The sequence below is a fragment of the Pseudarthrobacter xylosi genome, assembly GCF_055412765.1.
Genome location: NZ_JBVAYT010000006.1, coordinates 72,560 through 89,324 on the forward strand (window position 1 = coordinate 72,560; position 16,765 = coordinate 89,324).

Below are 16,765 nucleotides of genomic sequence, written 5' to 3' on the forward strand. Positions count from 1 at the left end.
GCGATTATGTCCATTGCGTTTTGCCCTCCGATCTCCCGGCGCGTCCGAGGACCTTCCACGATGCGGGGACGAAATTCAGTTCAGGGACTCCGACTTGCGCCCGAGGGTCCGTGTCTCCCAGCCTGCTGCTTCCCACTTTTCCCAATCAAGCACGTTGCGTCCATCAATGATCTTTTGTGCCTTGACCACGCCGGCAAGGTCCTCGGGCGCGAGGGCCTTCAGTTCCGCCCATTCGGTGAGGAGCAGCACCAGGTCGGCGCCCGTGGCCGCGTCAACCGCAGTGTCTGAGTAGGCCAGGCGCGGAAAGCGCTTGGCGGCGTTCGCATTCGCCTTGGGGTCAAATACGACGACGTCGCCGCCCTGGCTGTAAAGGGTCGCCGCGATGTCCAGGGCCGGTGAGTCCCGCACGTCATCGCTTTCAGGCTTGAATGCGGCGCCCAGGACGGCGATCCGTTTCCCGGCCACGTCGTTGTTGAGGAGCTCCTGGGCCAGGAACACGGCGCGTTCGCGCCTACGCAGGTTGATCTCATCCATTTCGGAAAGGAACCTCATGGTCCGGTCAAGCCCCAGTTCACTGACGCGGGCCTGGAGCGCGCGGATGTCCTTGGGCAGGCAGCCGCCACCAAATCCGACGCCGGCGTTGAGGAACTGCCGCCCGATCCGGACGTCGTGCCCCAGGGCGTCCGCCAGGGTGGAAATGGAACCGCCCACCGTCTCGGTAATCTCGGAGATGGCATTGATGAATGAGATCTTGCTGGCGAGGAAAGCGTTCGCTGCTGTCTTGACCAGCTCTGCCGTTTCGAAGTCCGTGCTGATGACAGGCGTGCCGCGGTTGATGGCATCCGAGTACACACCCCGCAGGACTGCTTCAGCGCCCGGCGAGTCCACGCCGAAGACGATGCGGTCCGGACGCAGGGTGTCCTGGACGGCGAAGCCTTCGCGGAGGAACTCGGGGTTCCAGGCCAGGTCCACCGTGACGCCCGCCGCAGAGTTGTGCCGAATCAGTTGCTTGAGGCGCCTTGCCGTGCCCACGGGAACTGTGGATTTGCCGACGATCAGCGTGTCGCGCCGAACAACGCGGGCGAGTCCGGCAACGGCAGCGTCAACGTAGCTGAGATCGGCGCTGTGATCACCAGGCCGCTGCGGAGTTCCAACGGCAATGAAATGCACGTCGGCGTCCGCGGCGGCTTCCAGGGCAGTGCTGAATGTCAGGCGCCCGCTGGCGATGTGCTTGCGCAGCAGGTCAGGCAGCCCAGGTTCGTAAAACGGCAGGTCGCCGTTTGCCAGGCTTTTGATTTTCGCCTCGTCGGTATCCACGCCGATCACATCAAATCCGAGCTCGGCCATGGCGGCGGCATGGGTGGCTCCGAGATAGCCCGTTCCAATAACACTGACGGTCAAGCTCATGCGGATTTCTCCTGTAGATCGTTGGAATCAGCCTGGCAGCCGACGGGGGTGACTATTGGTGAATATTTGTCTGCAAACATTTTGATGAGGACCGCTTTCCTGCGGTCCGCGAAGGGAATGCTGAGCATAGCTTCGATCAGGCCACGGTGGTTGAACGGCAGAAGCACGCGGTGGCCCAAATCACCTTCGTGGTAGCGGTTGGCCGCCCAGCACGTGTTCCGGTGCTCCCAATAGAAGGCATCGTGGTAATCGATGTTCAGCAGGTCTTCGGCCGTGAATTGCGAGTATTCAATGAATTCCGTGAATTCCCGGTGGAATTCCTCCATGTTACCGATCGTGGTGCCCTGCCAGAGCGAGGCGAGCCGGATGGGGGAAATCTCCGGTGTTTTACGTCCCGGATAAAAAACCGTGCCTGTTTCGGCCACGGTGGATTGCAATTCGTAGAAGTTCCTGGGCAGTTCCTCGTACATGCACCTTGCCACAGGTTTGGCTTGGCCGCCATCCGGCCATGTCCTATTGAACAAGGCATCGAATTCCACGCTGCGCTGCCCTGGCGCCCATCGGAGTACCTTATGCCTGATGCCTGCTTCGAAAGCCAGCTGGTTGGCACCCATAACGTCGGAAATATTGTTTGGCGTTGGGCTCGAGGCCAGAAAGTAGGTGAAGGCGAACATATCCTGCGCTCCGCCGGCCACAGCGGCACGCAGGGTGGCCAGGCTGTCGCCTCCTGAGGTCAGGGAGATGCCGGTCTGCCCGAAGCCGGTCAGCAGCCGGACGTGGGTCAGGAGGTAACGTTCGAACGTGGTGAATGCCTCCTCCACCGTCCTGGCGGCCGGAATCTCCTTGAACGGGTAGAACCGCAGATGGGTGGCCTGCCCGCTGCCAAGGGTGACCGAAAGAAGGCAGTTTGCCGTAACGGGCCGGACATTCCGGAAGCCGGTGCGCACGCCGGGGTAGTAGCGGGTGCCCTGGGGTTTGAGCCGCTTGAGTTGTGCCAGCAAGGCGCGGGCTTCCTCGTCCGGTCCCACGGCCAGGGCCTCCGCCACCAAGGCGCTGTGCGAGGCAACGCAGACGGACCCGTCCTCCACTGCCCAGAAGGCCGACTGCGTGGCATGGCAGTCCGGCACCACAGTCAGGGTGCCGTCAACGATGAGGAAGGCCACAAACCTTCCACCCAGGTAGGCGACATAGCGGATGGCCGCTTCGGCACCGTCGCGATCGAGGATCTCCAGGCAGGCCGCAGCGATCCCGGCCCCGCTGATGCTTTCGCTGTCAACGTCAACGGGCTGCCCGACGAGCACCACGGTGTGTCCGGAGTGCCTGGACGTGGAAACGGCTGCGGCTGTTTTGTGGTGGAGGAATAGGTTGATTCCGCCGAGGTGCTCCGCGCGCCAGTCGCGGCAGTGGTCCGGCTCCGGCGCGTTGGTGAGGATGTAGCCGTGTGAAAATGCATCAGGCCAGCTCCCGTCAGGGGTTGCAGCAGGGTCTGTCATTGGTTCCCTTCCTCGTCCAGCCTTGAGAGTTTCTCGCCAAAGAACCGTTCGTGCGTTTCGAGGATGTGGCTTCGGAAACGGCCGCGCGAAGGGGGTTCGTGGCCCATCTGCAGCGCCTGGGGCACAAATTCGATCCGGCCGGCGGAGTCCAGGCCTCCCGTTTCGGGGTCAACGCCGCGTGACCGGGCAAACGGCGTGTAGTGCTTGGTGAAGTGCGAGAGATCGTTGGTGTTTTGGACGTAGCGGACGTAGTTGTGGTCCGGGCTTTGCTCATAGAGATGCCGCAAATCGACGCGGGACCGGTGTTCGGTTTCGACAGCTGGATAGTTTTTGTAATCCGGGAAACAGACGCTCCGGAATGTCCCGATGGCGTCAGGGTTGTAGTCACCGATTCGTGTTTGGGGTGAGAAGCACAGCGCGACGGATCCGGGAATGCGGCGTGACACGGCGAGGGAAGCGAACCCGCCGCCGCTGGATCCGGTCAGGAGGATGTTCCGGTATCCTGCCCCGGCGGCCACAACCTGGATCAGGACGGCGATGTCGGCCGTGAGGTTTTGGGCTGAACTGCCGACGTACCAGGCCAGTGGTATCCCGTTGCTCTGATAAAGGCTTGAATCGGCAATGTAGAGTCGTGCCGCATTGATCACATTCAGGGACTGCCGCCACTCGAAACGGGGCAACTGGTACTTCGAGCGCTGCAACGAGCCGTGGAAGCTGACGATCAGTGTGGTGGAATCCATCGGCTCGTACAGCCCCACTATGTCAAGGGAACCTCCGGATGTGCCCGGGGTCCAGAATTCATAGGGCCCCCCTGGGTGATGGTCAATCTGTCCAGGGCCGGCGAGGTGACGGATTGCAACCTCATTACGGTCATCCCAGGTGGCCCGTTCGGTGGTGTTCGGCGAGGTCACAGCGCCCCTCCTACCCGGGTCAGCGGTGCCATGGAATCCGAGTCCAGGTCCGCGGCTGATTCCAGGGCAGTCTCAAGGGCGTCAGGCGCTTCAAAGGGCAACGGTACTGCCGATGCGTCGACGGTGGCGGAACAGCCGCCGACGGATAGTGCTGTGAGTGTTTGTTCGTTTTGCGGCATCCAGCGCAGGGCGCCGCCAAAGGTTGCCTTGAGGTTCCGTTCAATGGTTGCGATCTCATACTGGTGTTCCTTCCGCTCAGCATCAAACGGCGGTTCCTGGGCCCACACAAGAATACTTTCTGCGCTGTGCCCGGTCTTGAGGTGCCGCGTGTACTGGAAGGCTGTGGGGTCGTAGATGTGCACAGTCTCCGCGTGGATGGTGTCGGTCAGCTCCACACGGTTGAAAGTGCCAGCTGCGAAAGCGTCCATAAAGTCGTCGGAGAACCGGCCGTCTATGGATTTTGTCCGGAGCATACATGGGTAGTGCATCAGGCCAATTCTGCTTCCATTGGCAACAGCAGCCGCCAACTGTTCGCGCACGAGCGTTGACGCGCCTGCCGCATCTCCGAAGTCGCCAACGAGGAGCGCGTCCAGCTGGAGGCCGGCCTGACCGCCCTGCGGCAGGAACCTGGCGGGCGCGGGAAAGACGCGCTCAGGCTGCGGGAAGGGAAGGTAGCCGGAATGCTGCCCGCCGGCCACCTGCCGGTGCCAATGCTCGTAGGAATCGCGGTAGGCCACGCGGTCCGGTGACCTGTAGCCCAGGCGGAAATCATCAATTGAAAGATTGGACGTGCCCACCAAGGATATGGTCAGCGGCGCATCGGTAACCTCAAGGGGTTCCTCTTCGTTAACCAGCATCCGATAGCGGAGGATGAACTCCGTATCGGCTGCTTTCCGTACCGAGTCCCAGAAGCCGAGCTTCGAGCGGACCGTAGCGGTGTGGAACATTGTGGACACGTGAGCAGGAGTGATAAACGCTCCTCGCCAACCCCTGTAGTGGAAGAAGAGGTCTTCGTCGGCGCGGGTCCAGGGCGCGGAAACGAGCCTTCCTGCGTTCTCGTTCAGGGCGGCCGTCACCAGAAGCTCGATCTTCTGCGGATGCTGCCAATCATCGCCGTCGAAAATCGTCACGAATTCTCCACCCGCAGCGGCGAATCCGATGTTCCGTGAGGTGTAGGCTCCCGAATTGGGGCCATTGAGAATGACTTTTACGCGTTCATCCGCTTCGGCCCACTTATGCAGCCGCTCCTGGCTCATATCGGGGGAACCGTCGTCGACAATGATGATTTCGATGTTCCGGTAGGTCTGCTGCAGTGCCGACCCGATGGCACGCTCCGTGAAGTCGTCCGACTTGTAAACAGGCATGATGATGGAGACCAGCGGCCCCTCGGAAACAGCTGCAGGCGCCTCGGCAGTGAGCCGCAGGAATGCATTCGACGTTCCGTCCTCCAGGACCAGGCGGGCCAGGCCGGCGCGCTCGTAGATTGCGTTTACTTCGTCAAGCCACGGACCGATATCAGCTGCTGCGGCACTGCCCTTGAAGGGGTTGTCGGCATTTGCCCGGTAAAGGTGCAGATCGTTCGCGTTCTTGTTCTCCACGTCGTATAGGCCCTGGAGCCGCATGGCTTCGGTCCCCTGTCCGGTCCGGGACAGAGCATCCAGGAAAAACTCACCGCGGCGCTTTTCCCTGAAGGGCGCAGCTCCAAGGCGCTGATAGGCGTACCGGTAAAGGGTCGCAGCGTTCAGGAGATCGTCCTCAAGGATGTTCTGCCGAAAACATAGGTCTGCCAGGAGCAGCAGGGAAGACCGCGGCGATGACTCGAGCACCGGCCACACCTGACCTCGGAGTCGTCCGCCGAGCCTGTACATCTCAAGGGCGCTTGCCATGTCGTTCCAGGACCATCGCCCTGACGTGGCTGCGCTGACCAGGACATCCCGTCCGTCCACTGACCGCAGTTTGGTCAGTCGCTGGACCAGCCGGGCTGCGGGGACACCGGAGCGGACACCCCACGAGGTCAGGGCTCCGGGCCTCTGGCGTGCCATCTGGCGGGGTTTTGGCGCGGCGACGGCGGCCCGCCGGGCCTTGCGGAGGAGGGCCTCCACTTTTACCAGGGCCCCAACCGTGCCCGCCGCGAGGATGGTAAGCAGTGCGGCGAGGAGCCAAGGATTCTGCACGTACGCTGCGTAGAGAGCCAGCAGGGCCAGCAGGAAGAAAGTAGCCGCCGCGGCTTTTTTCCTGGCGGACAGACGGGATGCCCGGCGAACAATCCTCAAAATTTGCATCAATGAACCTACTCAGGATTGTTGTGGCTGGGGGCGGTCGGTCGCTGGACGGGCTCCGGTGCATGCGCAAACAGGCTCTTCAGGCCGGGGTCGCGGCTGGCGGGCCCGCCGTCCCGCGCCCCTTCAATCTGCGGTGGAGGAGCAAAACCGTCCCATTGCTCGGCAACGCTTTGCAGGAAGATACTGTCCTCCGGGTTCCAGGTATGGCCGCCGTGCGTGTCGGCTGCGGAGTGCCGGTGCATCAGGTAGTTCTGGCCGTGCGTGCGGTAGATCAGGCCGCCCGCCGCCTGGACGGCCTGCAGCAGGCAGCGGTCCACGGCGCGGTGGACAGGGCGCCACCCGCCCAGAAGGTTCAAGGCGTCCCGCCTGAGCATCATGGTCCCGCCCGCAACGTGGTCCGAGTACTGCTCGCCGGCGGGAGGCCGCCTAGTGGTGATGTCCAGGCTTTCCAGGTAGACGAACTCCACCTGGGATCCGACGAGGTCGGCACCGCTGTAGCAGGCTGCCTGCACGAGGTCCTTAATGTGGTTCCTGCCGTACCAATCATCGTCATCCATCTTCGTGACATACTCGCCGCCGGCCAATGCTGTGCCCGCGTTCAGGACGTCTCCGAAGATCGTTGACGCCGGCACGGACACCACTTTGAGCTGGCCGGAATAGGCCTCGATGGCATGTTTGACCGCCGGGACGTCCCGGTCGAAGCCGTGGAGCACGAGGACAACTTCCAGTGTTCCCCAGCTCTGGGCGGCTGCCTGGGCAAGGGCCGCCGCGACCTTGTTGGGTCGCCGAGTGGCCAGCAGGATGGTGACCGACGCGTCCGGGCGGGGCAGCCGGTCGAGCTTGCCGAGGACTGTGTTCCAGCGCGGAATGGGAGCGTACTCCTCGAACGCCGCCCGCCGCAGGTCGATGGATTTGGCTTCGCGGAGTATGGGCGGATCGCCGGCCTCAAAGCGCGCCATCAGATGGGTGAGCGGCGTGCCCACCATAGCTTCAACGCGTGGCGGAACGTTGGAGGCCAGGAGCGGAACGCCGGCGACGGCGAGCTGCGTGAGCCTGTGGGCCAGCGGCCGTTCGAGACCGTAGAAGTCCGCCCCATCCACAGTCACGTAGCTCCTGCCACGCAGGTTCCGCAGTTCGGGCTCGCCCAGGTTGCCGGTTGTGGATAGGTCCTCCCGGGTCAGGGCCACGGGGCCCGCATCGGGGTAAGGACGGAAGCCTGAAGGATTAATGGCCGCCACGTCAACCGGGGGCAGGTCAAGGGGTCCGGGGGTCCACACGGCGGGTGTGGCCCGCCCGCTGGTTGCGGCGAGGGTGATCTGCCTGCCGACGACGACGTCAACCGCGTAGATGTCGTCCGTCTCCGGGTGCCGGAGCTCCGGAGTCAGGAGGCTTGCCAGCTGATCCCCTGCCAGCCAGTCGCGGTCCGCGGGTTCCAGCACTCCGGCCCGGAGGCCGCCCAGTGCAAGGGAGGAGCCCGTGGCGGACGCGGAGTCGAGGGCGGCCGACGCTCCTGCGTGGACCCCCACCCATTTGCTCCCTTCGACCACCACGGCAAACCCGATGCCCGGGATGAGGCACGGAGCGGCCAGCGCCTTGGCCTTGAGGATGCGGCTGGTCCAGGATTCACCGGCCGCAGGCGAGACATGGCCACTGATGACCAGCGCAAGGCGCTGGGCCTTGCCTTCGCTTCGGAGCAGGGGCAGCAGCGCCCGGGCTTCCGCCAGGGACCTGGCGTGCACAAGGTAGGTCCCCCACCAGCGCTCGTCCACGGCGGCCCCGTGCTGCCAGGCCTGGGCGTCGTCGGCATCGCGGTGCTCCCAGAGGGTGGCCGCGAAGTCCAGCCCCAGGGCAGCGGTGACCGCGGCGGCAGATTCCCGACCGCAACCCACTGAAACGCTCGTCAGCATCACGGCTCCCGCACCCGGCTTAAGGCCGTCCGGGCGCGGGCAACCAGGTAGCCGGGACCGCGCTTGGCCGCGGCACGCACACGGCCCAGCCCGCGCTTCGGGGCGATCCCCGCCTCCAGGCGCCGCCGTTCGACGTCGGACTTCAGCAGTTTCGCTTCCAGCCCGCGGAGCCGCTGTTCGTAGTCCGCCCGCGTCGCGGGGTCCGTCGCGTCGCGAACGATGATGGTGAGGTCGTGCCGTCCGGCGGCGCCCTTGCGAAGGTGCATCTTCGGCGCAGGCTGGCGATAGTCATGCAGGCCCACCGAACTGCCGGAGATCCATCGTTCATCACCGGCGGAACGGACAGCCTGCTCCGGGTCCTGTGACGGATACAGCCCGGCCAGAACCTTGGTGTCCCACAATTCGACGGCGCCCCGCTGGCCGTCAACCAGGGCACGCAGGAGGGACGCTCCGGTGGCCACCTGGGCATCGACCAGTGCTTCGAGCGAGAACGTGCCTAGCCTCGTCCCGGCGGGAAGCACAAGGACAAACTCCGAAGCCCAGTCGTTCCCTGGCAGGGACGCCGAGTGCCGGAACCTCCCGTCAGACGACAGCCACTCCCCCACGCGTGACGCTCCTGCGCCCGCCAGGCCGATGATGTCAACGACGAAATCCTGGCATGCGGAGGAAAGCAGCGATGCCGCCGTCGCTGCCACCGCGACGTCTATGGCGGAGGCCGCGGGAACAACAATCCGGATCAGCGGCGTTCCGGCGCGCGGACGGTGGACCGGTTTCAGCTCAATGCCGGCAGCCGCAAGGTCTTCCTGGAGAGGCGGTGTCACGCTGTTCTTACCCAACAAATCCAGCACCGACGGTCAGCGGCGGAACGGTGGCCGCAGCCTGGTCGTTCCAGATGCCCTTGGTGTCGATGACAATTTTCCCGGCAAGTGACGCGGGATCAATGCTGAGGAACTCGTCATGGTCAACGAGCAGCATGACGATGTCGGCGGAAGCCACAGCAATGTCCATCGGGTACAGTTCAGCAATTCCGACGGCGGCCAGCGCCGGCGGCAGGTGGTGCACGTGCGGGTCCACGGGGAGGATCTCGGCGTCGGGCAGGTGCCTTGCCAGTTCCTGGACGATGGTCATGGAGGGAGACTCCCGGACGTCGTCGATATTGGCCTTAAAAGCTAGGCCGAGCACGGCGATGGTGCTGCCCGCCCGTTCCTGGAGGGCTTCGACAACCTGCTGAACGACGCGGTACGGCTTGCCGTCGTTGACTTCACGGGCCAGCTTGATCAGGTTCGCTTCCTCGGGGGCGGCGTCCACGATGAACCACGGGTCCACGGCGATGCAGTGGCCGCCCACGCCGGGGCCGGGGCGCAGGACGTTGACGCGGGGATGGTGGTTTGCCAGCTTGATCAGCTCCCAGACGTCAATGCCGATTTTGTCGCAGATCAGCGACAGCTCATTGGCGAACGCGATGTTGACGTCGCGGAACGTGTTTTCCACCAGTTTGGTCATCTCGGCGGTGGTGGCGTCAGTCAGGAGGATCTCGCCCTGGCAGATGATTTCGTACAGCTTTTTGGCGCGCTGCGCGCCCTCATCCGTGAGGCCGCCAATGACACGGTCGTTAGTGGCCATTTCGATCATGATGCGGCCCGGCAGGACACGCTCGGGCGAATGCACCACGTGGACCTGCCCGCGGCCCGGCGCGCCATCGGCCGAAAGATCCGGCCGGAGTTCCAGGAGGTGCGCCGCGAGGCGTTCGGTGGTCCCGGGCGGGGATGTCGACTCAAGGATGACCAGTTCGCCGCCGCGCAGTTTCGGGGCCAGCGCCTCCAGGGCGTTGCGAAGGTAGGACAGGTCTGCACCCTTTCCCTCGGCAAGGGGCGTTGGGACGGCAATGATGAACGCGTCGGCCTGCGGCACGGTGGTCATGGCCACGAGGTTCCCCAAGCTCACGGCGCCGGAGACCACAACACCCATATCCGGTTCGACAAAGGGCACTTCGCCGCGGTTGACGGCTTCAACCGTCGACACTTTTACATCCACGCCGGCGACGCTCAGCCCCTTGGCCGCGAAGATGGCAGCCGTCGGCAGACCGATGTAACCCAGACCGATTACGGCTACGTCATATACTGTCTCGTCCATGTCTCCCCTAAACTAAAATGTGCTCTTCGGGCGAACCGAAGAACTGAATCTTGGATGAAGCCATCAGCTCGTCGCTTGTGATGGACCAGGTGTGCGACTCATTGTCAGCCGCACGCATTTGGCAGTAGTTGAAGCGGTCGGCCGAATAGATTTTGCCGCCTGACCCGATCACGTCGGCCAGGAACCTTGAGTCTTCCCCCCTGGTCACGCGGCTGAACGGAAGTCTCCGGAACGTTTCGGTGGCCGCGAAGATCGTGGGCCCTGCCACGGCGGAGACAAACCGGTGTTCCAACTGCGGGTTACGGAGGATGGTGGCCGCAGGGCCGCCAAGGTGCATGTAGTGGGCCCTTTTGCCCACCACCTCGGCGTCCGAGTACATCAAGGCATTGACCTGATCGCCCAGGTAAAGCGGCGAGTAATGGTCGTCGTCATCCCATTTGGTGGCGAGCTTTCCGTCCGCCTTTGAAACCAGGGCGTTTAGGCACTCCCCCAGCGATGTGGCCTTCGGCTCCGCCAGCAGGACGGCCTCGCGGACTCCGGCTTCGCCACAGAGCCGCCGGAAGAGGGCCCCGTCTACATCAAAACCGTGGGCAAGGTACAACAGCTGGACGTCGACGCCCACCTGGCTGCCCACCCCCGAGATCACGTGCTGCAGCTGCTCGGGGCGGAAGCTCGAGACCAGCACGGATACCTGGGGGCGCACGACCGGTACAGCCATCTCCGGCCGGGCCGCCGCGGCGACGGTTCGCGCACGGTGGCTGAAGGTATGGTCGGCCCAGATCCGCCGCTGGGCCTTGTGGACCAAGCGCTCAGCGTAGTCCGGGTTGGCGGTCAGCGCCCTGAGCAGCGTTGTGGCTTCCTCCCGCGATGCCGCCGTCGGGATCTCCCTGTCGGGGAAAAACTCGGCGATGGCTTCGCTGGGGGTGGAGACGACACAGGAACCGGCGGCAGTGATCTCGAAAATCCTCCGGGCGCACATGGACGGCGAGTCGGTCACCGAATTCACGTTCAGGAAAATCTTGTACGCCTTGTAGGCTGTCAGCATCTGCTGGTAGGACAGCGACCCAACGACGTGTTTCTTCAGCACACCCGGGAACTGGTATTGGCGCTGTTTGCCCAGCTGCCGCGAAAATATTTCGAAGCCGGGTTTGCTGCCGGCCGATGCGTCCACCGCGGCGCCGAGAAGGTAGTCCATCTGCCGGCGGCGGTCTTCGTACTTATGGGCAAAGTACATTCCGGCAAAGGCGATGTTCCGGGCGTGCCACCCGTGGCGGGGGCGGACCGGGTTGTGGATGCGCGGCTGCGCGGCAAAGGGCAGGACGGACACGCGGTTGTGGCCCAGGTCCTGGCGGTACCTGGGCAGCATGTTCGCATCGGTGGTGAACACGTAGTCAAAAAGCTTTGCCGCCGGAAGGAAGTCCTCGTAGTGCGGCGGATCTTCCTTGTTCCAGAAGACGGATGGAATCCCCGCGGCGGTGCACTGCGCAATGAACTGCTGAAGGGCCTGTGACGGTCCCGTCGGTCCCGTGATCTTGCCCCGCCAGGTGCCGCCGTTGCCGGCCCAGGCAGACTCGACGACGACGAACGACAGCTCTTCCGTGTGCAGCTGCTCTTCCCAGTCGTGTGGGCTGATGGCGACAACGGCCCATTCCGCAGCAAACGCAGCGGCGGAAAAGTCATCCATGATGATGCCAACCCGCATCTCAGGGTGCCGCGGCGCCGAGACCGGCGTGACGGCCTGCCTGAACGTCAGGCGCCGATTCCGGCCGAAACCGCGCCAGGCACCTTCGGATCCGCGTACTCCGCCGAGGGTTGACTCGTCCCGTTCGGAGGAGCTCCTGTGCAGGTAGCTTCGGACCTGGCGAATCCCGCCCTGGCGGGCATGCCACAAAGCTCGGCGCCAGTAAGCCGCCTTGTTCAAAATCGCCATGCCTACCTTGACCGCTTCCAGCCGTTAGGGAGGAGGGTGGTGCGCATTTCCGGAAGGCTCGCCATCAATTCGGCCCGGATCTTGCGGCCGTAGTCCGCGTTGCCTTCGTTGATCCGCCAGATGAAGTTCTTGTATTCCTTGACAACCGCTTTTGGCGTGCCATCCATAACAAAGTCGCCCTTGTCGATCCACAGCGCCCTGTTGCAGGTGGAGGTGATGGTTTCCAGGCTGTGGCTGACGACGAATACGGTGCCGGCCTGGTTGGTCACCTGCTTCATCCGGCTTTTGGACCGTTCCTTGAACTGCGCGTCACCGGTATTGAGGGCCTCGTCGACCAGGAGGATCTCAGGGTCCACCGCAGCGGCGATGGCGAACCGGAGCCTGGCCCCCATGCCGGAGGAGTAGGAGTTCATGGGATGGTAGATCTCTTCTTCCAATCCCGACATCTCCACGATGGAGTCGAACTTCGCATCGATCTGGCTGTGGCTCATGCCCATCGCCAGGCAACCCAGCCGGATGTTTTGGGCGCCGGAGATGGAGGAGATCAAGGCGGCGTTGACGCCCAGGAGGATGGGGTTGCTGGCGGCATAGACCGTTCCCTTGTCAGGGATGATCAGACCGGCCAGTACCTTCATGAGGGTGCTCTTGCCCGAACCGTTGCGGCCAATCACGCCGATGGAGTCCCCCTGGTTGGCCACGAAGGAGACGTTGCGGAGGGCAGTGGTCTTTACGGGACCGTCGCCGGCGAGGTGCTTGCGGAATGCGCCGAGGACCGGCTTCCGTGCCGTGGTCCGGCCGCCGGACTGCTGTTTGGTCCGGTAGACAACGGAAATATCATCGACCACAACTGTCGGCTCGGTAATTCTACTGACAGAAATCTCAGACGCGCCCATAGGTTTCCTCTCCCCGCCAGAACACAAGGAGCCCCGCCGTAATTGACACAGCGGCATACAAACCCAGCACTGCCCAGGACCGCCATGACGGCGTAGCCGCGTACAGCACGGTGTCGCGGATGATCTTAATGACTTGGAAGACCGGGTTGAAGTCCATGATGGTGCGGACCACGGGATATTTGTCCCAGCGGTGTTCCGAGAAGAAGACGGCGGAGGCGTACATCCAGAGCCGCATCATGAATGACAGCAGCATGGCGAAATCGGGAATCTTCAGGACCAGCGGAGCCAGCAACATACCGATGCCGAGGTTGAAGAGGAACTGTAGGAGGATCGCCGGAATCATCAGCAGCCACCGCCACGTGATTTCCTCGGCGGGAGCCGTGAAGATGACGAAGAGCAGCATAACGATGGTCACGGGCACATTGGAGAGAAGTTCGCGGACGTTGACGGCGATCGGCAACGACGCGCGCGGGAACTGGAAGGCCCGGATCATGGATGTGTTGCCGGTGAGCGACTTTGCCCCGCCCACGATGGACCGAGTAGTCATCTGGAAGGTGAACACACCGATGATGAGGTAGCCGATGAAGTTTTCGATGCCCTGGCTGGTGTTGAGGAGCAGACCGAAGATCAGGTAGAAGCTCAGGCCTGACAGGACGGGAGTCAGGACCAGCCAGGCGCTGCCCAGGAAGTTCTTCTCGTTGCCGCTCTGAACCCTTGCCCGGGCATCAAAGATGATAAAACTCCGCCGGTCCCAGAGCTGCACCAGGTAGTCCAGGAAGTCGGGCCGCTGGCCAACCTTGGTCAGACGCACAAGGTTAACCGGCACGGAAAGCGCCGGCGCCTTTGTCTGTTCGTCGATGCTCATCGAATACTTACTCCCAGCTTTTCAAGCTCTGCTATCAGGGCAGCCGCGTTGGCTGACCATGTCCGTTCCTTTAGTACCCGTGTCCTGCCACTCTGCCCGAATTCATCGGCCAGGCGCGAATCGTCAAGGAGCCTCCGGAGCGCATCAGCGAGCTCTTCCCTGTTCTCGGGAGTGGTCAACAGCCCTGTTACTTCATGTTCCACAATCTCGGCCAGCGCCGGCAGCCGGCTGGCAACCACCGGTTTGGCACACGCCATGGCCTCCACCGGCTTCAGCGGAGTCACGGACCGCGTTACGTCCAGGTCCTTCCGTGGTACAACAAAAACGTCCAGTGCCTGGTGGTACCGGACGGCCATGTCCCGCGGGACCCTGCCCGTGAAGATAATGCGGTCTGCGTGGCCGCTGTGCTCTGCCTGGACCTTGAGTGCGGGCAACGCGACGCCGTCACCTACAACTACCAGCAGCAGGTCCGGCAGGTCTTTTGCCAGCAACCCGAACGCACCGATGAGGTCGTCCACGCCTTCATAGGGTACCAAGCTGCTGACGGTGCCGACGCATCGACGCCGCTCCGGGAGACCCAAGTCACGCCGCGCAGCGGGCCCATTTGAAGGGACGGACAGGAAATCGCCGCCGATGGCATTCGGTGCCAGAAGCACTTTCTCCGCGGGCACACCGGACGCTGTGATGTTGTCCTTCATGGCCTGGCCAAGGGTGAGCACGAGGTCGGCGTCCCGCATGACTTCGGCCTCGCGGTCCCGGAACAGCCTGTACTTCTCGCTGGACAGCGCCGCCGGTCCGCGGGTTGAGGCCCAGGTGTCGGCGAGCTGGCCCCGGACTTCGTAGACCCACGGTATTCCCAGGGCCTCGGCCACGGCACGGACCACCAGGCCGTTGACGTAGTGGGTTGTGGTCTGCAGGACAGCAGGCCGGAATTTCAGGGCCTCGGCCAGCAATTCTTCCGCTTGCTGCTGCAGGCGGGCATCCATGGTGGCCGCCATTTTCGGCGGCAGGAGCCGGCGGTAGGTCACGCCGTCCACAACGTCCTCTCCCCGGGCGAGCATCTTCCCCACCTGGACGGGGTAGCCCATCCGCGTCACGGCGAGGATTTCCAGGCCCGCCTCCTGCTGGGCCAGGAGCGTGGAGTGGGAGCGTTGGGCATACCCGCTGGCGGTGTGCGGCAGCGAGTTCGTCAGCAGATGCAGGATGCGTCCCGGCAGGGGACTGTATGGCTGTCTTTCCAGCCTGGGCGACGCATTGTGCAGAATGGCCACCTCAGCGCTGAGGCGCCTGCGTTGAAGGGTTTCACTGCGTATGGAACCGTCCAAGGCATGCACGGCTTCGGTGAGGGCACCGTCGAACCACAGGCGCCGTGCGGTGGTGGAATTCAGGCGTTTCGCCGATCCGGCCTTGGCAAGGAGCTGGTCCGCCAGGTCCACGCGTCCGGCCGCAATGGCGATGTCGGCAAGCCTGCGGGCGTGCTCCCCCGCGGCGCCGCCTGCAACGGCGGCCTCCAGCCGGCGGGCGAGGTCCGCATCTTCCCCGGCTGCCAAGGCGGCGAACAGCAGGACGGCAGAATGGGCGTTGTGTGGCGCCCTCCTGAGCAGAGACTTTGCGGCCGGCTGGAGGGCAGCGGGGAACCGCCGGGAGGTTTGCAGCAGCAGCACCACCGGGTCGTCGGCCAGGTGCTGGCGCACTGTTCCGGCGATCAACCGCAGGTTTCGAACCAACTGCCTCATCTATGGGAAACCGGGTTGGACAGGAGGTCCGCGACGATGTCCATGTACTGGACTGCCAGGAGATCGTACTCGGCGTTGGTCTTGACCCACTGCCTGCCGTTGTCGCTTCGGATCAGCCGGCCCCGGTCTGCTGCGAGCTCACGCCACAAAGCGGCCACAGCTTCAGGGTCGCTGGCCACGATGTCGCCGGCCTCGGCGTCGGCGATGATGCGCGCCGCCTCGCCGCGGACAATAGCCGTCACGTGCCGGCCGATGGCCAGGACTTCGTAGGTTTTCGAGGGAACAGTGGTTTCGAAGGATTTCCAGTCATCCCGCAAGGAAACAAGGCACGTGTCCGCCGACGCATAGCGCTCAAGCATGGCGTCCCCGGTGAGGGGTGCATGGAAGGTTACCGGAGCCTTCAGCTCGCGGGCCAGTTTTTCCAGGGCCGGCCGCTGTGTGCCGTGGCCCACGAGGTGGAGGTGCATGGAGTCGCCCACCAGTGCGCTGGCGCGGATGGCGACGTCCAGCCGCTGGCTTTCACCGTGGTTTCCCAAGTACAGGGCTTCGAAAGTTTCGCGTTCCAGGGCTGGCGGTTCCATCACCGGAATGGCCTCAAGGTGGACGCCATTGCTGACTGTCGCGACGTTCTTAACGCCCCGCGCACTGAGCGTGGCGGCGAAACCATCGGTCACTGTGACCACTAGATCTGCGCGGTGCTGAACGAAGTCCACGACGTGCTCTATGAGGCTCTTGACACTCCCTTCCACCAGGCGGGCGTCACGGGCTAAGTCTGGCCAGGCATCCCGCATTTCCACGATCAGTGGCACTCTGCGCATTTTTGCTAACAGGAACCCGGCTGCCAACGAAGGCAATCCCGGTGCCGTAACAATGACTACGTCAGGCCTGCGCACCATCAGTCCGGCCGGGACGGACAGCGCGGCCGAATAGCACTGGTCCAGCAGCCGGGCGAGCCGCGACGTGCCATGCCGAAGGTAGGGCACATGCATGATCTTTTCAGTGAACTGGCCGTTACGAAGCCGGAACGGTCGTCCGGCCATCCACCGGGGCAGCTCGCGCCTGCCGAAGGGGTAGTGAGCCACAGGGGTGACCACGTCAACCCCCCACCCGGAGTGGGAGAACTCCTTGATCATGGCCGTCCAACGGCGCTGGGGTGGGCTCTGCTCCGGCCAGTACGAGTGGGTGATAAGGGTTATCTGCAAAGACTT

At 63.7% G+C, this 16,765-nt stretch carries 12 protein-coding genes; all 12 read right to left on the reverse strand.

The window, feature by feature from the left end:
• Window positions 1–75: 75 nt before the first annotated feature.
• From ACZY1F_RS14075 to ACZY1F_RS14130, 12 genes are read right to left on the reverse strand one after another with little or no spacing between them, the layout of a single operon-like run.
• Complete coding sequence (locus ACZY1F_RS14075) at window positions 76–1,407, reverse strand: UDP-glucose dehydrogenase family protein (RefSeq protein WP_463942357.1); 1,332 nt, start codon at window positions 1,405–1,407, stop codon at window positions 76–78.
• Window positions 1,404–2,900, reverse strand: a complete 1,497-nt coding sequence (locus tag ACZY1F_RS14080) for a hypothetical protein (RefSeq protein ID WP_463942358.1) — start codon at window positions 2,898–2,900, stop codon at window positions 1,404–1,406. Before ACZY1F_RS14080 ends, ACZY1F_RS14075 begins: the two co-directional genes overlap by 4 nt.
• Entirely contained in the window at window positions 2,897–3,811 is a 915-nt protein-coding gene (locus ACZY1F_RS14085) for a hypothetical protein (protein WP_463942360.1), read from the reverse strand. The genes ACZY1F_RS14080 and ACZY1F_RS14085 overlap by 4 nt, the downstream gene beginning before the upstream one ends.
• Window positions 3,808–6,093 (reverse strand): glycosyltransferase family 2 protein, encoded by a 2,286-nt coding sequence (locus ACZY1F_RS14090; protein WP_463942362.1) that lies wholly within the window; start codon window positions 6,091–6,093, stop codon window positions 3,808–3,810. The genes ACZY1F_RS14085 and ACZY1F_RS14090 overlap by 4 nt, the downstream gene beginning before the upstream one ends.
• 8 nt (window positions 6,094–6,101) lie before the next feature.
• Window positions 6,102–8,000: a glycosyltransferase gene (locus tag ACZY1F_RS14095; RefSeq protein ID WP_463942364.1), complete on the reverse strand. Its 1,899-nt coding sequence runs from the start codon at window positions 7,998–8,000 to the stop codon at window positions 6,102–6,104.
• Window positions 8,000–8,821 (reverse strand): hypothetical protein, encoded by an 822-nt coding sequence (locus tag ACZY1F_RS14100; RefSeq protein ID WP_463942366.1) that lies wholly within the window; start codon window positions 8,819–8,821, stop codon window positions 8,000–8,002. Before ACZY1F_RS14100 ends, ACZY1F_RS14095 begins: the two co-directional genes overlap by 1 nt.
• Before the next feature lie 7 nt (window positions 8,822–8,828).
• On the reverse strand, window positions 8,829–10,133 hold the full coding sequence (wecC, locus tag ACZY1F_RS14105) for a UDP-N-acetyl-D-mannosamine dehydrogenase (RefSeq protein ID WP_463942368.1): 1,305 nt from the start codon (window positions 10,131–10,133) through the stop codon (window positions 8,829–8,831).
• Between the two features lie 7 nt (window positions 10,134–10,140).
• On the reverse strand, window positions 10,141–12,063 hold the full coding sequence (locus ACZY1F_RS14110; protein ID WP_463942370.1) for a CgeB family protein: 1,923 nt from the start codon (window positions 12,061–12,063) through the stop codon (window positions 10,141–10,143).
• A gap of 2 nt (window positions 12,064–12,065) precedes the next feature.
• Window positions 12,066–12,956, reverse strand: coding sequence for an ABC transporter ATP-binding protein (locus tag ACZY1F_RS14115; RefSeq protein ID WP_463942371.1), 891 nt, complete (start codon window positions 12,954–12,956; stop codon window positions 12,066–12,068).
• Entirely contained in the window at window positions 12,943–13,821 is an 879-nt protein-coding gene (locus tag ACZY1F_RS14120; protein WP_463942373.1) for an ABC transporter permease, read from the reverse strand. Before ACZY1F_RS14120 ends, ACZY1F_RS14115 begins: the two co-directional genes overlap by 14 nt.
• A complete protein-coding gene (locus ACZY1F_RS14125; protein WP_463942375.1) occupies window positions 13,818–15,557 on the reverse strand; it encodes a glycosyltransferase family 4 protein in 1,740 nt (579 codons plus the stop codon). Before ACZY1F_RS14125 ends, ACZY1F_RS14120 begins: the two co-directional genes overlap by 4 nt.
• On the reverse strand, window positions 15,554–16,759 hold the full coding sequence (locus tag ACZY1F_RS14130; protein WP_463942377.1) for a glycosyltransferase family 4 protein: 1,206 nt from the start codon (window positions 16,757–16,759) through the stop codon (window positions 15,554–15,556). The genes ACZY1F_RS14125 and ACZY1F_RS14130 overlap by 4 nt, the downstream gene beginning before the upstream one ends.
• Window positions 16,760–16,765 lie beyond the last annotated feature (6 nt).

Excerpts from the sequence above, each read along its gene's own strand:
- ACZY1F_RS14075 (WP_463942357.1), bottom strand. The coding sequence starts at position 1,407 with ATGAGCTTGACCGTCAGTGTTATTGGAACGGGCTATCTCGGAGCCACC.
- ACZY1F_RS14080 (WP_463942358.1), bottom strand. The coding sequence starts at position 2,900 with ATGACAGACCCTGCTGCAACCCCTGACGGGAGCTGGCCTGATGCATTT.
- ACZY1F_RS14090 (WP_463942362.1), bottom strand. The coding sequence starts at position 6,093 with ATGCAAATTTTGAGGATTGTTCGCCGGGCATCCCGTCTGTCCGCCAGG.
- ACZY1F_RS14095 (WP_463942364.1), bottom strand. The coding sequence starts at position 8,000 with ATGCTGACGAGCGTTTCAGTGGGTTGCGGTCGGGAATCTGCCGCCGCG.
- wecC (WP_463942368.1), bottom strand. The coding sequence starts at position 10,133 with ATGGACGAGACAGTATATGACGTAGCCGTAATCGGTCTGGGTTACATC.
- ACZY1F_RS14110 (WP_463942370.1), bottom strand. The coding sequence starts at position 12,063 with ATGGCGATTTTGAACAAGGCGGCTTACTGGCGCCGAGCTTTGTGGCAT.
- ACZY1F_RS14115 (WP_463942371.1), bottom strand. The coding sequence starts at position 12,956 with ATGGGCGCGTCTGAGATTTCTGTCAGTAGAATTACCGAGCCGACAGTT.
- ACZY1F_RS14120 (WP_463942373.1), bottom strand. The coding sequence starts at position 13,821 with ATGAGCATCGACGAACAGACAAAGGCGCCGGCGCTTTCCGTGCCGGTT.
- ACZY1F_RS14125 (WP_463942375.1), bottom strand. The coding sequence starts at position 15,557 with ATGAGGCAGTTGGTTCGAAACCTGCGGTTGATCGCCGGAACAGTGCGC.